The organism is Corynebacterium pseudotuberculosis (assembly GCF_002155265.1).
In the GTDB taxonomy this organism is placed as follows: Bacteria; Actinomycetota; Actinomycetes; order Mycobacteriales; family Mycobacteriaceae; genus Corynebacterium; species Corynebacterium pseudotuberculosis.
The window spans coordinates 2,094,537-2,112,090 of sequence record NZ_CP021251.1; the positions used below are offsets into that span (position 1 = coordinate 2,094,537).

Consider the following 17,554-nt stretch of genomic DNA (forward strand, 5'->3'; position numbering starts at 1 on the left):
AATCACGCGTCCATATCCAATTATGCCAACAATTCGGAAATTTTGGCGGGTACTACACGTGAGTTATTACACAGCTGGCTGACGCAGCGCATAGGAAGCAGCAGCATTCCGCACTTTAACTAAGTAGTCATTAGACATATTGTATGCATGTAGCGCCGAGGTCCACCCTTCTTTAGTGGCCAAATCGCGACCATCACATAGCATATTCGCAGCAGTTAACGCCGCGTCATCGATTTGATTGGGGTCTGCTATCCCATCGCCATTGGCATCACGCCCATACTTCTTCCATGTTTCAGGAATGAACTGCATTGGACCAACAGCCCGATCGTATACGGTGTCCCCATCAAGAACCCCGTTATCCGTGTCCAGAACCTTAGCAAGCCCAGATGAGCCATCAAGCGGAACCCCGATAATCGGAGGCAAAACAAAACCGTTGGAATCTATTTCACGGCTTTCAAACAAGTGACCAGAATATGTTCCGTGCCGGGTTTCCACATACCCCAACCCAGCAAGCGTCCCCCAACTCAAATGACAGCTCGGCCAAGATTCTGCAGCAATGAGTTCCGCATTGCCGTAGGCACGTATTGCAGCAGAGCTTATAGACGTATCTGCTGCAATAGGGTCTGCCCAAAACGCAAGTTTGTCAGATGTTCTCCCCGGAGCATGAATATCTATCCGAGGCACTTCCGCAGCCCTAGCTGGAGGCACTGAAGTTGGAACCTCCTGCAATTGACGCACGGGGGATTCACCATCAAGGAAAGAAATTGCCCACCCCACGAGAGAAATGACAAGAATCACCGACAACACAATCCCCATTCCACATCCTGCTGCGCGGCGAACTCCTGAACTCATGGCGCACTAGTGTACAGAAAAAAGATAAATGAAGTCTGGCTATAAAATAAGAAAGACTTATAGCTCATTTTGACCCCCTCTTATATACAAAACCGCAACAAACTAATCTCCCCCTCCCTCTTCCATCTTCCCCACAACCCACAATCGTTCTTGCTCAGCCACAGGCACCACCCCCACGGAGCCATCAAAAAGGTAAGGTTGGCGTTTTTTCATCTTTTTAACAAAGCTGGCCGCAACGTCGTCAAAGCTAAAGGAACCTCGCCTAGCCGCTATCTCAGCATGGAACAACACCTGCAGCAGTACGTCACCAAGCTCCCCTATCAGCTCCTCATCCGAAGCACCCTCGCGAATAGCCTGGATCACCTCAGCACATTCCTCCTCAAGATAAGGAATAAGGGAAGAATGACTCTGTGCCTGCTCCCAGGCTCCACGACATAGCGCCCGAGACATCACAGCCCTTGCTTGTCCCACAGGATCCCGTCTCGAGTCAACCTCAAACACATGCGCACCACGCTCGATTGCCTTAACAACAATAGAATCCAGTTCATTAGTGCTCACAATAATTTTTTCGGACTCTACCTGGATAAATCCAGAAAGAATATCCCGTACCGGTCCCGGAACCTCACCTGTGAATATGATTTTTCCTGAGACTTTATTTAGTATTTCTACAGGAACCATTGTGGGCCAGCGCGGGTCTAGGAGAAGAACCTTCATCTTCATAATTCTAACCGCCCTATCTTGCCCACAACTCGTTGACGGTTGAGGACCGGCAATCGATGGCAACCGAGATCCAACTCAGTTGCTCCAGTATTAGCTAGTGCACCCAGAGTGTAAGATTCGTAAGGCTGAAAAGCCTTACTTTTCTACTGCGTGAATACATGTGTTTTGCTTTCAGCCTTGGCCTTCCAGTTGGTTTAGTGCAGTGTGTTCCCCAAGTCCCTAGTTATTTTGTTTCATATGTAATGAGGTATCCATGACCCTTGCAGCCTCCAGCGCTGACAAGAAATCACAGCACACGGTTCGCATCTGGACACTCATCGGCCTGATCATCGGGTCAACTGTCGGCTCAGGGATTTTTTCCTTGCCGCAAAATATTGCATCAGTAGCCGCGCCGGGAGCGATGTTTATCGGATGGGTCATTGCGGGTGTAGGCATGCTGTCAGTGGCCTTTGTTTTCCAGATACTTGCGCATCGTAAACCGCATCTTGACTCCGGCGTTTATTCCTATGTACGCGCAGGATTAGGCGATTTCATCGGCTTCACTTCAGGATGGGGTTATTGGCTGGGCAGCGTGATTGCACAGGTTGGTTACGCCACTTTGTTCTTTTCCACATTAGGGCACTACATCCCGCTTTTTAACACCGAGCATCGCCTGGCGTCCGCCATTGCTGTGTCTTTGATGACGTGGCTCATTTTTGCCGTTTTGTCTCTAGGAATTAAGCAAGCTGCCTTTATGAATGCGGTCACTACGGTAGCCAAGTTGCTCCCGATCTTAGCCTTCATAGTATTGGTATTATTCCTAGGCTTCAGCTGGGATAAATTCACCTTTGATTTCTGGGGTGGCTCCACCGGTTCCTCTGTTTTTGAGCAGGTCCAAGGCATCATGCTTTTCACCGTATGGGTATTCATCGGTGTAGAAGGAGCATCTGTGTATTCCAAGCAAGCCCGTACGCGTGCCGACGTCGGACGCGCCACCGTATTCGGCTTCTTTACAGTGCTGCTTTTGCTTGTCACCGTCGCGACCTTGTCTTATGGAGTCTTAACGCGTGAGGAACTCGCAGCTCTTCCTAATAACTCGATGGCTTATGTGTTGGAAGCCGTCGTCGGACCATGGGGAGCAGGGCTTGTCTCTATTGGTTTGTGTCTTAGCGTTCTCGGTGCGTATGTCTCATGGCAAATGCTCTGTGCAGAGCCGGTAGCCATGATGGCCTTCGACGGTCTGCTCCCCCGACAGCTAGGAAAAATTAACACTTCCGGTGCCCCCTGGGTCGCCCAGCTTATTTCTACAATAGTGATCCAAATATGGGTGATTGTCTTCTTTATCAACCAGACCACCTATGTTTCCATGGTTCAGCTAGCCACTGTGTTGTACCTTGTGCCTTATGTTTTCTCCGCGTTCTATCTCATTTTGCTAGCCACCCGCGGCAAAGGGATCTCGCATCCTGCTGCTGGCGCTCGTTTCGATGATTCCGGACCAGAGGTCAGCGGTAAAGAAAATCGCCGCCATCTCGCGGTGGCTCTCCTTGCCTTTGTGTACTCACTGTGGCTGTTCTACGCGGCAGATCTTAAATATGTGCTCTTCGGAGCTTTGGCGGTTCTTCCCGGCCTTATCCCCTATGTAGGAACCCGACTCTACAAAAAAGAACAGGTTTTCAATGCCTTCGAATGGATAGTGGTAGCGCTCATCGCATGCGCAGGATGTTACGGAATCTACGGCATTAGTACCGGGACTATGTCGTTATAAGATCCTAAAGCGAGAGGCCACACTGTTTTAAAGAAAACAGCGTGGCCTCATTTTTCAGTCTGTTGGTCTAAGCGTCGACTTTTACGGGTGCAGGGACAGCTGGTTCGAGTGCTAAAGCAGCATCGCTGACTTTGCCGACTACCGCTGCTACGCATTCACGAATGTGTTCACTGCTCAACGCATCCGGAATTTCCTCCTACGCGCTTCGCGCTTATCCTCATAGTCCTCATCATCGTTGCGCTCGACCCGCTTTGTAACGTCACGCTGAGTAGCACGAGTCCGCCCGTGAAAAACTTGGGGTTCCCCCACGGAGATGATTTTCTCGGATACTGCCTCCCCTGTAACTGATATGCGCGGCAATTCAAACATTTCCGACAGAAAATCTGCTACCCATTGGAGTAGGGCGACGTCGCGAAGCGGCTTATCAGTAACGTTGCGCCCCTCTTTAGGAAAAGACAACTGGATAGCTTTAGCCGCAGCACGATATGTCGCAGAAGGCAACAGCCGCTTCAACCGAACTTGCTTAGAGTCAGGAAGCTCCACCGGATGAATCTTGATCCGTGTTCCTTGCACTCCAATATCACTGATACCCGCTGACTTGGCCAGGTGCCGTAGCCTAGCTACCGCCAGCAGACGTTTGACTTCTTCAGGCAGCGGACCATACCGATCCTCCATCTCCTCCACTGCGAGTATCAGATCGGCATTGCTTTGCGACGCCGCCAGCTTCCGATATACCTCAAGTCGAAGCCTTTCAGCGTTGATGTATGACTCTGGGATATGCGCGTCCACAGGCAAGTCGATGCGGATTTCTTTTAGTCCGTCATCGGTGGCATCGACGATCTTTCCGTCTGCGAGAGCCCGGTAGGCTTCCACGGCTTCGCCGACAAGTCTCACATAAAGGTCAAACCCTACTCCTGCGATATGGCCCGATTGCTGTGCGCCGAGCACGTTACCGGCGCCACGCATTTCCAGGTCTTTCATAGCCACTGCCATACCAGCGCCTAAATCGTTGTTCTGGGCAATAGTGGCCAGGCGGTCATAAGAATTTTCCGTCAGCGTTTGCCCCTTGGGATACAGGAAATAGGCATAGCCGCGTTCCCGCGAGCGTCCTACGCGCCCCCTCAGCTGATGCAGTTGAGAAAGACCCATATGATGCGCATTTTCCACGATGAGGGTGTTGGCATTCGCAATGTCCAAACCGGTTTCCACGATGGTGGTACATACCAGCACATCAAATTCGCGATCCCAGAAGCCCTGAACAGTTTGTTCCAAAAGCTCCTCGCTCATCTGTCCATGCGCAACCACGATACGAGCTTCCGGTACCAGTTCCCGTAGGTCCCTAGCCTTCTTTTCAATATCGGAGACTTTGTTATGTACAAAAAAGACTTGGCCGTCTCGCAACAGCTCGCGCCGAATAGCTGCGGCGATTTGTTTATCTTCTTGTGCTCCAACATAAGTCAGGATGGGATGACGATCCTCCGGAGGCGTCAAAATAGTAGACATCTCCCGGATCCCAGCCATTGACATTTCCAAGGTTCTAGGGATCGGTGTAGCCGACATCGTCAACACGTCAACATGTGTTCTCAACGCTTTGATGTGTTCTTTGTGCTCAACACCAAAACGTTGCTCCTCATCGACGATGACCAACCCAAGATTCTTCCACTGAATTCCTGTCTGAAGCAGGCGGTGTGTACCGATTACAATGTCTACGGTGCCGTCGGCAAGCCCTTTTATCGTTTCCTTTGCCTCAACCGTGGAGGTAAAACGGCTTAAGCCTCGCAGATTCACGGGGAAACCAGCCATGCGTTCATCGAATGTGGACAAATGCTGCTGCGCTAATAACGTAGTGGGCACCAAGACCACCACTTGTTTTCCATCCTGAACAGCCTTAAATGCAGCTCGTACAGCGACTTCTGTCTTACCGTATCCCACGTCGCCTACAATCACGCGATCCATAGGAACAGGCTTTTCCATATCTGCTTTGACAGCCTCAATAGCCATCATCTGATCTTCGGTCTCAACGTATGGGAAGTTATCTTCCATCTCATACTGCCAGGGAGAATCAGGCGCAAAAGGATGTCCCGGCGCGGATTGCCGCTTGGCATAAAGCTCGACGAGCTCACCGGCAATTTCCCGAACCGCAGCACGAGCTTTTTTCTTAGTATTCTTCCAATCGGAGCCGCCCATCTTGGACAGCGCGGGCTTTTCACCTCCCACATACTTACTCAGTAGATCAAGGGAGTCCATGGGAACAAAGAGTTGGTCCGCGGGTTGTCCCCGTTTAGCCGGTGCATATTCCAAGACGATGTATTCTCGCCGCGAGGTTTCATCCCCGGATGTGATCGTTCGCTCGGTCATCTTAAGGAATCGTCCAATGCCATGGGTCTCGTGGACCACAAAATCACCGGTTTTTAGCGCAAGTGGGTCTACACGGTTGCGTCGTTTAGCTGGACGACGTTTTGCCCCTGCGATGTCCCCTACTCGATTACCCGTGAGATCGGTCTCCGTGACCACGACAAGGGGCAATGCCTCACTTCCTGCTTTTTTACGGACTTTAGGAAATACAAGGCCTGCGTGGCTGAGTGCTTGATACAGAGTCACTTCGCCCGGAGTAGGCTCCCAACCGGGTGTGGCTACTTTTGTGGGTATTCCTTTTTCTTTGAATCTGTCCACCATGCGCTTGATTGCACCCTTGGCGGGAGCGATAAAGGCCGCTCTGCCACCTGCAGAGGTATGCGCTAGGAGCAGGGACATCATCTCTTCAATCTGGGAGAGATCACCACGCGGGGTGGGTCCTGCTTCAAAGTCGAGGGGAAGGGTATCTGCCTCGTCTGCTTCAAACATGCCAGTAGGAGCAAACGTCCACCATGAGCAACCCGCCTGGCGCGCAGATATTTCTAAGGACTCATAAGAACGATAAGAACTAGCCTCTAGATCTAATCCTTGAGCCGCAATCGGCCCCGAGGCCCCCATAGCCGCAGCCTCCCATCCCGCCGCAAGGAACTCTGCATCGGTAGCTTGTAAATCCGCGACTCTAGTGCGAATCTTCTCCGGTCCGACTGCTATCACATGCGTCCCCTGGGGCATAAGCTCAGGCAGAGTGACTAACGGGGTATCCACGAGCGCTGGGATGAGCGCTTCCATGCCATCGGCGGGGGCGCCATCTGCCAATTTAGATAAGAGTTCTTGCAGCGTGGGGTTTCCCTGATATTTCAGAGCTAAATCACCGGCGCGTTCCGCTACGCCGGGTATGACAAGGAGTTCACGAGCCGGAAATATTTCTACAGACGCGTGGGAAGAATCCGGGATTGCTCGCTGGTCAGCTACGGAGAACTCTCGGATCTCTGTGATCTCGTCTCCCCAGAATTCTAAGCGCACGGGTCGATCCATAGTCGTGGGAAATATGTCGAGGATTCCGCCTCTAGTAGCAAATTCTCCGCGCTTAGCCACGAGGTCAACGTGCTGATAAGCCCGGAATACAAGTTGCCGGGTCAGATCTTCTAAATCATAATCTTTTTCAGTCTCTAGGAGGAGCGCATTGCGCCCCTCTGCTTCCTGAAGAATCGGCTGGCTGACACCGCGTGCAGCAGTTACCACCACGCGTAGTTCATTCAGATGCGACAAAATCTTAGCTCGTTGCCCCGCAACATCCGCGGCTGGGCTAAGCCTCTCGTGGGGAAGTGTCTCCCATGCCGGAAACCAGGCTACGGAGTCGCCGAGCATTGCCCGAAGTTCTGCAGTGAGGTCCTCTGCTTCACGCCCCGTAGCCGTGATCACCAGCACTGGAGCCCGGTGCGATAATGCCCCGATAGCCCATGGGCGAGATTGATCAATCCCCGTAATGTGTAGGGCTGAATCACCAACGTGTTCCAGTAGGCCTTTGATCTTGGGGTCGGTCGCCGCGACTTTGAGTAGCCCCGCAAGCATGGCGGGATGATGGCGGTTAGTGACTGCGCTATCAGTTGACAACAAGGAACTCCTCAAAGAACTAGGACAAAGATTCGGGTGGCGTATTCCCAATGGGCTACAAGAGAGCCTACGGAAACAAGGATTTAATGGGAGCCTAAAGTTTCCGGCTTGTTTCCGATTTCAGACAGAGACGGCTCGGATTCCATACCGGCCAAGCCATTCCAGCAAAGGTTCACTATATGAGCAGCGACTTCTTCCTTTGTGGGACCGCCGAGCTCTTCTTTTTGGTCCAACCACCATTGAGCGGTCATAGAAACCATTCCCACCAACGCCTGGGCATAGAGAACGGCATTATTGGGATCTAGTTTTGACCGCTCAAAAGCTTGTTCCAGGATGTATGAGACCTGCACAACGGCGTCGTTAAGCAATGTGGAATAACTACGAGCTTGGCCGGCTTTCATGTCCCGCACCAAAATCTGGAAGCCATCAGTGTCTTCTTCCACATACGTGAGTAGTCCTAATACGGCTTGTTCGATGCGTGCCCGTGAACGGCCAGTCTGCATGGAATCAGTAATCGCCTTTTCCAGCCGGAGCATCTCACGGTCAACTACTACGGCGTAGAGTCCCTCTTTACCTCCAAAGTGTTCATACACCACCGGCTTGGACACACCCGCACGAGCAGCGATTTCTTCTACACTCGTGCCCTCGAACCCCCGCTCGGAAAACACGCTGCGACCGACCTCAATGAGTTGTTCTCGACGTTCTTTCCCAGTCATTCGCTTTCGGACCATATTCACTACCTTATCGTGCCCTACATAAACGCTGTTTATGCTGTCTGAAACCGAAAACCACCACCATGGCCTTCTATACGCAAAACCCCGACTCCACTATGAGTGAAGACGGGGTAAATATTGCTTCCCCACCAGGACTCGAACCTAGAATGACGGTACCAAAAACCGTAGTGTTGCCGATTACACCATGGGGAAAGATGAGGCCACTAAAATACCTAAAGCACTAAGTGGAACCACCGAAGGAGATCATACAATATTTTCGCTCTATTGGAAATTTAGGTTTACACCCTCAGGTTTTCTAGCAAAGTCCCCTCATAATCTTTTGCCTACTAGCGCTCAACGATACCCCGCATCTGCATAATCACCGCGCGTGTCGACGCTACCAGGCACAGCGTCACCGTCCCCACCAAACATACGGTGCCAAAAGCTCCCAACCATGTAAAAAAGCTCAGCTCGGTACCACGAGCAAACAATGTGGCCCCCAGTGCCAAAGTTCCCAAGGGGAAGGTCATCGCCCACCATCCCAAAGTAAAAGGCATTTTCAAATAGAACCCTCGTATGGTCATCCCCACAGCGAATGCCACCAGAGGAATCCCCATAACCAGCATGAACCAACCGTAGAGGTTTGCCAGGTTATGCATAGCCGCGTGTGTTCCAGGAAGAACAAGATGCTCTGTTTGAGTTGCCATCGCCTGAGCCGCCGCCGTTGACTGTCCCACAACGCCTAGGGGGATCCATGCAGATATAGATGCAACAACAGGAATAGGCTCTACCCGCCATTGATGGTTATATGAGCACGCAAAAATGATAAGACCAACAAAAAGCGATAGAAAAAAGCATGCGATGGAAACGACCTGAACGTAGGGGTCAAAGATTTCCGATACATGTGGCACCAGGTTCGCCCCCGTGGTGGAAGAAACCATGGGGGCTACTACGGCCAAACCCCAAATAGTTGTAGGCGAGCCACGATCTACGCCAATTAGGCGTACCGCGAAACCAAACGTAGAGCCCACACCCACGGCAGTACCAAACAACCACATTCCGGTGTTAAGGGTCCACACAAGCCCCGATAGCTCTGGCAAAAAAGAAGGAATGACTACGGTACTTGCAGAGCCCACAGAGAGATACCCCATGGAAACTGTCGCCCAAAACGGCATGGAGGAAAAATCTTTTACTGAATGCCCCATCGCACCGGGTTTCCGTACAACACGAAAAATAAAACCACAGGTCAGACCAATCAACAACAGCCATGCCATTCCTAACACGATGGCAGAAAGAACATGCGCTCCAGGCAGATGAGAGGCATGCATATAGAGCAAATTTGATAAAAGCCCAGTCCCCATCACGGAGGGAAACCAAGCAGGGCCTGCCGGTGGAAGAGGTATCCTCGAACCATTTCTCGGATGGGTACCTTGCCTAGGAGAAGACGAAGCATCGGCAGAAACAAAATAGCGAAATTTCAAAGACATTGCAGCTGTCCTTAGTGCTGATAAAACGTACTACTGTTTATAGCTTTCACTACTTACCTGTCTTTTGGTTAACCAGATTCTTGCCACATTGCTTATGAATGACCATGCTGATGCCCGCCTGCCGGATGCGTCAGCGTGTAATCCGTACGCAGATCAGGCACTTCCCCTTTATTAAGCATCATGTACTGCCCCATCATTCCCTGATCCTCATGAAACAACATATGACAGTGATACATATATGGGTAGTGATTGTCTCTGTACTGTCCAAAAACCACAGCAAGGGTCGCAGTGGCCCCCGGAGGCAATGTAATAGTGTCCTTCCACCCTTGCGTTGCCACGCCAGCATCTGTGCCGCTTAGGTCGAGCACCTTGAACGCACAGTTATGAATATGAAAGTTATGTATCCAATCAGAATTTGTATTAGTCACAACCCATTTTTCCGGGTCAGAGTGCGCAATCGCGATGTCTACTCGCTGCATATCCATCGATTGATCGTTTATCTGGAAAGTATTTAAAGCAAATTTACGTTCAATCGAGTGCTTTGTATCCGGCAGCTCACTAGCAGAGGTATCCAGTACCTGGGGCAATGCTTTTGGTTCAGGAGCGCTGTTTTCAGGCCCTTTGATCAACAAGACTTCGTGTGCGTCTTGAAGCCGAAATTTAGCCGTATACTCGTCCTGCGGCACCCCGAGATTGTCTTTAAATCCGATGGATTGTAACGATACTTCTTCCCCAGGTTCAATATCTACGACTATTTCTGTTCTTTCGCCCGGTCCTAACATAACGCTAGTCACTTCTTGAGGAGCGTCTAAAAGCCCCGAATCCGAGGCAATAAGATGGAACGGGCGCGAATCAGAAAGCGCAAGATTATGAAATCTCATTGTCGAGCCACACAAAATTCGGAAGCGCACCCGGCGCGTTGTCGCCTGAAAGTGCGGATTAGTCACGCCATTAACGTGGGGAACTTCACCTAAAAGCCCCACTGTTTCATCCATCGTCTCATCAAGGACACCGGCTTCCGTGAAATTCGCATCCATGAGGATCAAAGGCACATCGTCCACACCATATTCCTGGGGAATATCAAGAGATTTTGAAACTTCATCCTCAAGAAGAATCATTCCGGCTAGGCCGCGATACGCTTGTAGTCCAGTTTCCCCATGCGGATGCGGGTGGTACCACAGAGTGGCGGCAGGCTGTTCTACGGTGTAGTTAGCGGTCCACTTCTTTCCTGGTGCGATAGGAGAATGCGGACCACCGTCTGCGCGAGCTGGCACAAGCATGCCGTGCCAATGCACAGCGGTCTCTTCGGTGAGCTCATTGAGCACCGTAATAGATACGGCATCGCCTCGTGATACCCGGATTGTGGGACCAAGATGCGCCCCATTAAACCCCCACGTAGGAGTCTTAATTCCCGGAAGAATTTCTGATTCTCCCCGTTGAGTGATCAAAGTAAAAGATCGTTGTGCGTCTACTTCTTGGGACTGCGCTAACGGCGGAATGGGCAATGCACGAGTTTCCCCGTCCCAGCCTCGCGGTCTAGGTAGCTTCTTCGCTTCCTTTTCCGCTCTTAGCCCTTCTTTTCCACACCCGGAAAGGCTGATTCCCGCAACTGTTGCGCCCGCTAGGCTGCCGAGGGCTAGGAAGGACCTTCGATTCAGTTGCATAAGAGCCTTTCTTCCAGGGAACTCAATAACTTTTAGGAATCTCAACCTTTTCATCGTAGCTGTTTGCGCCATCACATCGCCGAGCAGTTACGCACCATCGCACAGAAACACTAGCTGGCCTTCCACGTAGGCTTCGAGGCGGTTTCTTACTCTTTTCCTGCTAGAAACCACTTCTTTGTTGCGTATCCGCTAGTAGTGAAAACGTTGTGCGGAAGAGCTAAGCAAGTAGACTCTTTACACGTAAATACTCAATGCGATCGATCAAGGAGAGCGTGCACCTGTGAGCACACCTACACCTACCGAGGCGGTAGCGGTAGTCGTCTTAGCGGCTGGGGCCGGCACCCGAATGAAATCTGAGCTGCAGAAAACTCTGCATTCGATCGGCGGACGATCATTGCTTTCCCACTCCTTGCATGCAGCGGCGGGGGTTTCCCCTGAACGCATAGTCGCCGTAGTTGGTCACGGAAGGGACCAAGTTGCTCCTGCGGTAGAAAATGTTGCATCGGAACTAGACCGAGAGATCTGCATCGCGGTCCAGGAAGAGCAAAAGGGTACTGGGCATGCTGTACAGTGCGCCTTGGACCAGCTCAAAGATTTTTCGGGCACCATTTTGGTTACCAATGCTGATGTCCCCCTGCTGCGCCCAGAGACTCTTTCTGAACTAGCAGAATTCCACCGTGAAGCACCTACCGCGGTTACCGTTCTCACGATGCGATTGAATGACCCCACTGGCTATGGACGCATTGTTCGCGATGAATCGCATTCTGTCGCAGCCATAGTCGAACAAAAAGATGCTGATAGTAAGACGCTTGCTATTCAGGAGGTCAACTCAGGCGTTTTTGCATTCGACGCACGTATCCTCGCGCATAGCTTGACGCAGCTGGACACAGATAACGCACAAGGCGAACTATATTTGACCGATGTTCTCGCCATCGCAAGAAGCGAAGGACACACGGTTCGGGCTTACCCAGTTGCAGATCCTCATGAGCTTGGCGGAGTTAATGACCGAGTGCAGTTGGCAGAGGCCGCTAAGAAGCTCAACGTCCGTACTGTAGAAGCAGCAATGCGTGGCGGAGCTACCGTTATTGATCCTGCCACCACCTGGATCGATGTCGACGTTACCGTGGGCAAAGACGTCACTATCTACCCGGGTACCCAGCTGCGTGGTGCCACAACAATCGCTGATAATGCGGAAGTAGGGCCGGATAGCACTCTTATCAACATGACGGTAGGAGAAGGCGCCCGCGTTATACGAACTCACGCTATGGATTCAGAGATTAAAGCGCGCGCTTCTGTTGGCCCATTCACCTATATCAGACCAGGGACTATCGTTGGCGAAGAAGGCAAATTAGGCGGATTTGTGGAGGCCAAGAACGCCCAGATTGGCCGTGGATCTAAGGTGCCTCATTTGTCCTATATCGGTGACGCCACAGTAGGCGAATATTCCAACATTGGAGCATCAAGCGTATTTGTAAACTATGACGGAGTAGAAAAACATCACACAACCATAGGTTCCCACGTCAGAACGGGTTCCGACACTATGTTTATCGCTCCAGTGACGGTCGGTGATGGCGCGTACTCTGGAGCAGGTACAGTAATCAGGGAAGACGTTCCTCCGGGAGCTCTTGCTGTCTCCGGAGGCAAGCAGCGCAACATTGAGGGATGGGTGGAGAAGAGGCGCCCAGGAACTCCCGCAGCTGAAGCCGCCCGTAAGGCATCTGATCACCAATCCAAGGAAGGTTAAGCGAAAACCCCATGACTTCGCACAACTGGACCGCGAACCAGAAGAATTTGATGCTATTCACTGGTCGCGCCCACCCGGCTCTTGCCGACGCCGTTGCTAATGAACTAGGTATCAGCACAACCCCAACAACAGCCCGCGACTTTGCTAATGGCGAGATCTTCGTCCGCTTTGAAGAGTCCGTCCGCGGATGCGATGCCTTTGTCTTGCAGTCTCATGCACAGCCGCTCAACAAGTGGCTCATGGAACAGCTCATTATGATTGATGCACTCAAGCGTGGCTCTGCAAAACGTATCACCGCGATTCTCCCCTTCTATCCTTATGCTCGTCAGGATAAAAAGCATCGCGGCCGTGAGCCGATTTCCGCCCGTCTAGTAGCAGATCTATTACACACGGCTGGCGCTGACCGCATTGTTTCAGTTGATCTCCACACTGATCAGATCCAAGGCTTCTTTGACGGTCCTGTCGACCACATGCACGCCATGCCTATTCTGACCGACTACATCAAGGGCAAGTACAACCTAGAAAATGTCGTGGTTGTTTCCCCTGATGCAGGCCGCGTGAAAGTCGCAGAAAAATGGGCTAATACGCTTGGCGACGCTCCCCTAGCCTTTGTTCACAAAACCCGTTCCGTAGATGTGGCCAACCAAGTCGTGGCTAATCGCGTGGTTGGCGATGTCAAAGGTAAGACCGCGATCTTGCTCGATGACATGATCGATACCGGCGGAACCATTGCCGGTGCGGTTGGGGTCCTCCGTGACGCCGGCGCTGAAGACGTGATCATTGCTTGTACCCACGGTGTCTTCTCTGGGCCCGCTCGCGAGCGCCTCTCCCAGTGCGGAGCAAAAGAAGTGATCACCACCGACACGCTTCCTCAGTCCGATGAGGGCTGGGATAACCTCACGGTCTTGTCCATTGCCCCATTATTAGCAAAGACAATCCATGAGATCTTTGAAAACGGCTCTGTAACCACCCTCTTTGAGGGCGAAGCCTAGAATTCAGTCAAGGCCCGGTACTCGGCCTCGTGTACCGGGCCTTAGCCATGCCCTCCCCGTCCACTTTCTCTCCTGATTTTTCGTTGGATTCCCTCATGCACGATTCCCCCTCCTCCCCAGCCTCTGATACATACGAGGGACAACTTGGCGCCCTCTATACCTCACATGCCACAACCTTCCGAGTCTGGGCTCCCTCAGCTCACAAGGTAGATCTGATTCTTAATCAAGAATCATCTAGTCAGCGCATAAGGATGGCGTCGATAGGCAAAGGAGCATGGGAGACTACCGTCCCGGAAGACTGCGAGAACGCGGTCTACATGTATCGCCTCGAGTTCGATCAGGGTAAGGTCGTCGAATCTGTTGATCCCTATGCACGGGCCGTCACAGCAAACGGCACTCAAAGTGTTGTGGTTGCCCCGGGAACTCCTCTACAACGGATGCCGGCTTTTAGCTCCCCGTTGGATGCAGTCATCTATGAGGCGCATATCCGCGATCTCACTATCAGTCCTAATAACGGAATTACGCACAAAGGAAAATTTTTAGGACTCGCAGAACCGGGCACGCGCACTGCGTTGGGTAACCGTAGTGGCCTTGATTATCTCCGTTCCCTTGGAGTAACTCACGTGCAGCTGCTGCCAATTTTTGACTTCGAATCGATCGATGAAACTGGCAATCTTAGTTTTGATGCTCAGTACAACTGGGGCTACGATCCACTAAATTACAATGTTCCAGAAGGATCGTACTCCACCGACCCTACAGCCCCTACCTGCAGAATTACTGAGCTAAAACGCACTATCGACGCTCTTCACACGGCTGGACTACGCGTGATTATGGACGTTGTATACAACCACGTCTATTCTACGACGTCTTCACCTCTGGAGCGCACGGCGCCCGGTCGATATTTTCGGATGACTCCGGAGGGGACCTTCTACGACGGCACGTTCTGCGGTAACGAGACCGCATCCGAAGAGCCGATGATGCAGAAGTTTCTCCTTGATTCTGTGGAATATTGGGCCAAGGAATTCGCCCTCGATGGTTTCCGCTTTGACCTTATGGGAATTCACGATGTAGAAACCATGAATCTGGTACGCGAGCGCCTAGATAGCATTGATCCTTCTATCCTTATTCTGGGAGAAGGCTGGCCCATGGGGAATCATCCCGATGAGATTCTTCCGGCGCACCAGGGTAACGCAAAGCTTATGCCGAGAATTGCGCATTTTAATGAGTCTCTCCGCGATACCCTCAAAGGCAGTACTTTTGGAGAAGAACGCCCCGGTCTTCTGAGCGGATCCCATGATCCGCAACTCATGTGGACGCTCTTTAATAACATCAAAGGTGGCCAGCACTTACCCGGAATCTCTTTTACCGCACCAGAGCAATCTGTTGTGTACGTTGAGGCCCACGATAATCACACGCTCTTTGACCGCCTCGGCATCGCTTTACCTGAGGCAGAAGAAACCGAATTGATCCAACGGTGCCAATTAGCCATGGAAGTGCAGTTTCTTTCTGCGGGCATCGTGTTTATCCACGCAGGACAGGAGTTTGCCCGTACCAAGTGCGGCGACGAAAACTCCTATGCGTCCCCGGACCACATCAACCAGTTTGATTATGACCGCGCGGGGCGTCTGCACGATTCCGTCGATCTTTTCCGTGATCTCATAGCTATGCGTAATGACCACGGGTTTATGCGGCGCAACTCTTTCGAAGAGATCCAGCACACTACCGTGGCTACGGTTATTACACCTCGTCAGCTGGTGTACACAGTGGAATCATCCAATCCCACCGAAAACTCTTTCCTAGTTGCCATCAACTTTGCGACCACAGAATTCCATGCCCCCGTGGATCCTGGTAGCTACGAAGAAATTTTTGCTCAGCATCATTATGTCCGAGAAAACCCTCCTACTGTGATAAGCGAGGGCAAACTCAGCGTTGCTCCTTTGAGCGTGAGCATCTGGCGAATCATGAACTAGGCAGTGTTTAGCTTCTACCTCATCTCCTAGGCGTCGCTCTAGCCGTGCTAATCACGTGTTTTTTCAGCTTGATTCCACGGCATCCTAGGTGGTACCGTAGCTAAGTCTCGGCGAGGGCTCCTTTGGGAGCCGTTATCGACGCGATTGTTTTTAAAGCTTATTTAAGCCTGCGAAGACTCGACCAAGACATTCGAGTCGGCCGCAGGCCATTTTCTTTTGGTGCGGCCGAAGTTTTCACCTTAGTAAACATTCAAGGAGAATTTCATGGCTACCTACCCAACCATCTCAGCTCAGCCGCGCACCGAGTTTGGCAAGGGCTTTGCTCGCCGTCTACGCGCTGCTGGTCAGGTTCCTGGCGTTATCTACGGCGCTGACATTGAATCCCCAATCCACTTCTCCGTGGACATCCTCGAGCTGCACGCGCTTCTCCGCGCACACGGCTCCAACGCTGTTCTCGACCTTGACATCGAGGGCGAGAAGCACCTCACCATGGTCAAGCACGTTGATCAGAACGTTCTGACTCTGAACGCCGATCACGTCGACCTCCTAGCCATCAAGCGTGGCGAGAAGGTTGAGGTTGAGGTTCCTGTTGCACTCCAGGGCGAGACCGCACCAGGCACCACCCTGATCCAGGATGCTGACACCGTTCTCGTTGAGGCAGACGTTCTCTCCATCCCTGAAGAGATCGCATTCTCCGTTGAGGGCCTCGAGGTTGACGCAAAGGTCCTCGCTGGCGATCTTTCCCTCCCAGCAAACACCACTTTGGTTGCTGACCCTGAGTTCGTCATTGCTACCGTTTCCTTCGAAGAGGTTGCAGAAGAGCCTGAGGAGTCCGCTGAGGGCGAGGCTGCTGAGTCTGCAGAAGCTGAGGGCGAAGAGTAAAACTTTTTACTTGCGCACAAAGCCAGCTCATATTTTTGTGGGCTGGTTTTTTTGCTGCCACAATAGGAAGCTGTGACTTCGCCTTTTCTCATCGTCGGCCTCGGAAACCCCGGCCCACAGTACGCAACAACCCGCCACAACGTGGGTTATATGGCAATCGACGAGCTACTCACCCGCGCCTCTCCCATGCCCGCAAGGCTCAGCGCGCATAAAAAAACCAACATGATGGCGGCAGAAACCAGGATCGGTAACACAAAAGTTATCCTTGCTACTCCACGCTGCTTTATGAATCTCTCCGGCGGTCCGGTGCGTTCAATCGCAAATTTTTTCAACATTCCCCCATCCCGAGTGATCGTGCTTTTCGACGACCTCGAGCTCAACTTCAGCGAGGTTAAAGCAAAAATTGGGGGCGGCGACCATGGACATAATGGTTTGCGATCAGTTACCCAGTCGCTGGGAACAAAGGATTACTTCCGAGTAGGAATAGGCATCGGCCGTCCGCCTGGACGCATGGAACCCAAAACTTTTGTTCTCAAGCCTTTTAGCAAGAAAGAACTGTTAGAAATTCCTATTGCCTGTGCCGACGCAGCGGACGAGGTCGAGCGGATTATCACCAGCGGCGGGCTTTTTTAAGCGCTTTAGCCAGGGCGGCGTCGTCTAGCTCAAAGGCACCCTGCTTATCTAGTCTTTTGAGCACCACGGCGCAGGTTTTACAGCGCGGGTTGTCCCGACAACACTTTTTCTTGTGCTTGCCTTTACGCGCGGCTTTTCTAATTTTGTCCATGCCCATAATCGACCACTATATAAGAGCTAACCC

General features: G+C 51.9%; 13 protein-coding genes. 6 read left to right on the forward strand and 7 right to left on the reverse strand.

The features are described 5' to 3' along the window. Positions 1-66: 66 nt before the first annotated feature. Both CpATCC19410_RS09650 and CpATCC19410_RS09655 read right to left on the reverse strand, forming a co-directional pair. Positions 67-852, reverse strand: a complete 786-nt coding sequence (locus CpATCC19410_RS09650; RefSeq protein WP_014401085.1) for a lytic transglycosylase domain-containing protein — start codon at positions 850-852, stop codon at positions 67-69. A 102-nt stretch (positions 853-954) separates the two neighbouring features. Then, positions 955-1,572: a MazG nucleotide pyrophosphohydrolase domain-containing protein gene (locus CpATCC19410_RS09655; RefSeq protein WP_013241568.1), complete on the reverse strand. Its 618-nt coding sequence runs from the start codon at positions 1,570-1,572 to the stop codon at positions 955-957. A 253-nt stretch (positions 1,573-1,825) separates the two neighbouring features. On the opposite strand from CpATCC19410_RS09655, the gene CpATCC19410_RS09660 reads away from it, so the two are divergent. Next, complete coding sequence (locus CpATCC19410_RS09660; protein ID WP_013241567.1) at positions 1,826-3,316, forward strand: amino acid permease; 1,491 nt, start codon at positions 1,826-1,828, stop codon at positions 3,314-3,316. A 174-nt stretch (positions 3,317-3,490) separates the two neighbouring features. Here the strand turns inward: CpATCC19410_RS09660 and mfd are convergent, their stop codons facing one another. The 4 genes from mfd to CpATCC19410_RS09685 form a co-directional block, all read right to left on the reverse strand. Then, entirely contained in the window at positions 3,491-7,243 is a 3,753-nt protein-coding gene (gene mfd, locus CpATCC19410_RS09665) for a transcription-repair coupling factor (protein WP_171010423.1), read from the reverse strand. A 125-nt stretch (positions 7,244-7,368) separates the two neighbouring features. Then, positions 7,369-8,016 (reverse strand): TetR/AcrR family transcriptional regulator, encoded by a 648-nt coding sequence (locus CpATCC19410_RS09670; protein ID WP_014300585.1) that lies wholly within the window; start codon positions 8,014-8,016, stop codon positions 7,369-7,371. Between the two features lie 329 nt (positions 8,017-8,345). After that, positions 8,346-9,485 (reverse strand): TDT family transporter, encoded by a 1,140-nt coding sequence (locus CpATCC19410_RS09680; RefSeq protein ID WP_014401082.1) that lies wholly within the window; start codon positions 9,483-9,485, stop codon positions 8,346-8,348. Positions 9,486-9,577: 92 nt separating this feature from the next. Beyond that, a complete protein-coding gene (locus CpATCC19410_RS09685; protein ID WP_014522807.1) occupies positions 9,578-11,149 on the reverse strand; it encodes a multicopper oxidase family protein in 1,572 nt (523 codons plus the stop codon). Between the two features lie 280 nt (positions 11,150-11,429). Here CpATCC19410_RS09685 and glmU point away from each other — a divergent pair, with 280 nt between their 5' ends. The 5 genes from glmU to pth all read left to right on the forward strand — a co-directional run bounded on the left by glmU (position 11,430) and on the right by pth (position 17,370). Next, positions 11,430-12,893 (forward strand): bifunctional UDP-N-acetylglucosamine diphosphorylase/glucosamine-1-phosphate N-acetyltransferase GlmU, encoded by a 1,464-nt coding sequence (glmU, locus tag CpATCC19410_RS09690; RefSeq protein WP_013241561.1) that lies wholly within the window; start codon positions 11,430-11,432, stop codon positions 12,891-12,893. A gap of 11 nt (positions 12,894-12,904) precedes the next feature. Then, complete coding sequence (locus tag CpATCC19410_RS09695) at positions 12,905-13,885, forward strand: ribose-phosphate diphosphokinase (RefSeq protein ID WP_013241560.1); 981 nt, start codon at positions 12,905-12,907, stop codon at positions 13,883-13,885. A 95-nt stretch (positions 13,886-13,980) separates the two neighbouring features. Further along, positions 13,981-15,855: a type I pullulanase gene (pulA, locus tag CpATCC19410_RS09700; protein ID WP_014522164.1), complete on the forward strand. Its 1,875-nt coding sequence runs from the start codon at positions 13,981-13,983 to the stop codon at positions 15,853-15,855. A 264-nt stretch (positions 15,856-16,119) separates the two neighbouring features. Further along, a complete protein-coding gene (locus CpATCC19410_RS09705) occupies positions 16,120-16,737 on the forward strand; it encodes a 50S ribosomal protein L25/general stress protein Ctc (protein WP_013241558.1) in 618 nt (205 codons plus the stop codon). A 72-nt stretch (positions 16,738-16,809) separates the two neighbouring features. Continuing rightward, on the forward strand, positions 16,810-17,370 hold the full coding sequence (gene pth / locus CpATCC19410_RS09710) for an aminoacyl-tRNA hydrolase (protein ID WP_013241557.1): 561 nt from the start codon (positions 16,810-16,812) through the stop codon (positions 17,368-17,370). Here the strand turns inward: pth and CpATCC19410_RS11095 are convergent. Continuing rightward, positions 17,348-17,527: a hypothetical protein gene (locus tag CpATCC19410_RS11095; RefSeq protein WP_013911127.1), complete on the reverse strand. Its 180-nt coding sequence runs from the start codon at positions 17,525-17,527 to the stop codon at positions 17,348-17,350. The two genes, pth and CpATCC19410_RS11095, sit on opposite strands and share 23 nt — an antisense overlap. Between the last annotated feature and the right edge of the window lie 27 nt (positions 17,528-17,554).

Coding starts and splice junctions, on each gene's coding strand:
- CpATCC19410_RS09650 (WP_014401085.1), bottom strand. CDS start 852: ATGAGTTCAGGAGTTCGCCGCGCAGCAGGATGTGGAATGGGGATTGTG.
- CpATCC19410_RS09655 (WP_013241568.1), bottom strand. CDS start 1,572: ATGAAGATGAAGGTTCTTCTCCTAGACCCGCGCTGGCCCACAATGGTT.
- CpATCC19410_RS09660 (WP_013241567.1), top strand. CDS start 1,826: ATGACCCTTGCAGCCTCCAGCGCTGACAAGAAATCACAGCACACGGTT.
- mfd (WP_171010423.1), bottom strand. CDS start 7,243: ATGCTTGCGGGGCTACTCAAAGTCGCGGCGACCGACCCCAAGATCAAA.
- CpATCC19410_RS09670 (WP_014300585.1), bottom strand. CDS start 8,016: ATGGTCCGAAAGCGAATGACTGGGAAAGAACGTCGAGAACAACTCATT.
- CpATCC19410_RS09680 (WP_014401082.1), bottom strand. CDS start 9,485: ATGTCTTTGAAATTTCGCTATTTTGTTTCTGCCGATGCTTCGTCTTCT.
- CpATCC19410_RS09685 (WP_014522807.1), bottom strand. CDS start 11,149: ATGCAACTGAATCGAAGGTCCTTCCTAGCCCTCGGCAGCCTAGCGGGC.
- CpATCC19410_RS09695 (WP_013241560.1), top strand. CDS start 12,905: ATGACTTCGCACAACTGGACCGCGAACCAGAAGAATTTGATGCTATTC.
- pulA (WP_014522164.1), top strand. CDS start 13,981: ATGCACGATTCCCCCTCCTCCCCAGCCTCTGATACATACGAGGGACAA.
- CpATCC19410_RS09705 (WP_013241558.1), top strand. CDS start 16,120: ATGGCTACCTACCCAACCATCTCAGCTCAGCCGCGCACCGAGTTTGGC.
- CpATCC19410_RS11095 (WP_013911127.1), bottom strand. CDS start 17,527: ATGGGCATGGACAAAATTAGAAAAGCCGCGCGTAAAGGCAAGCACAAG.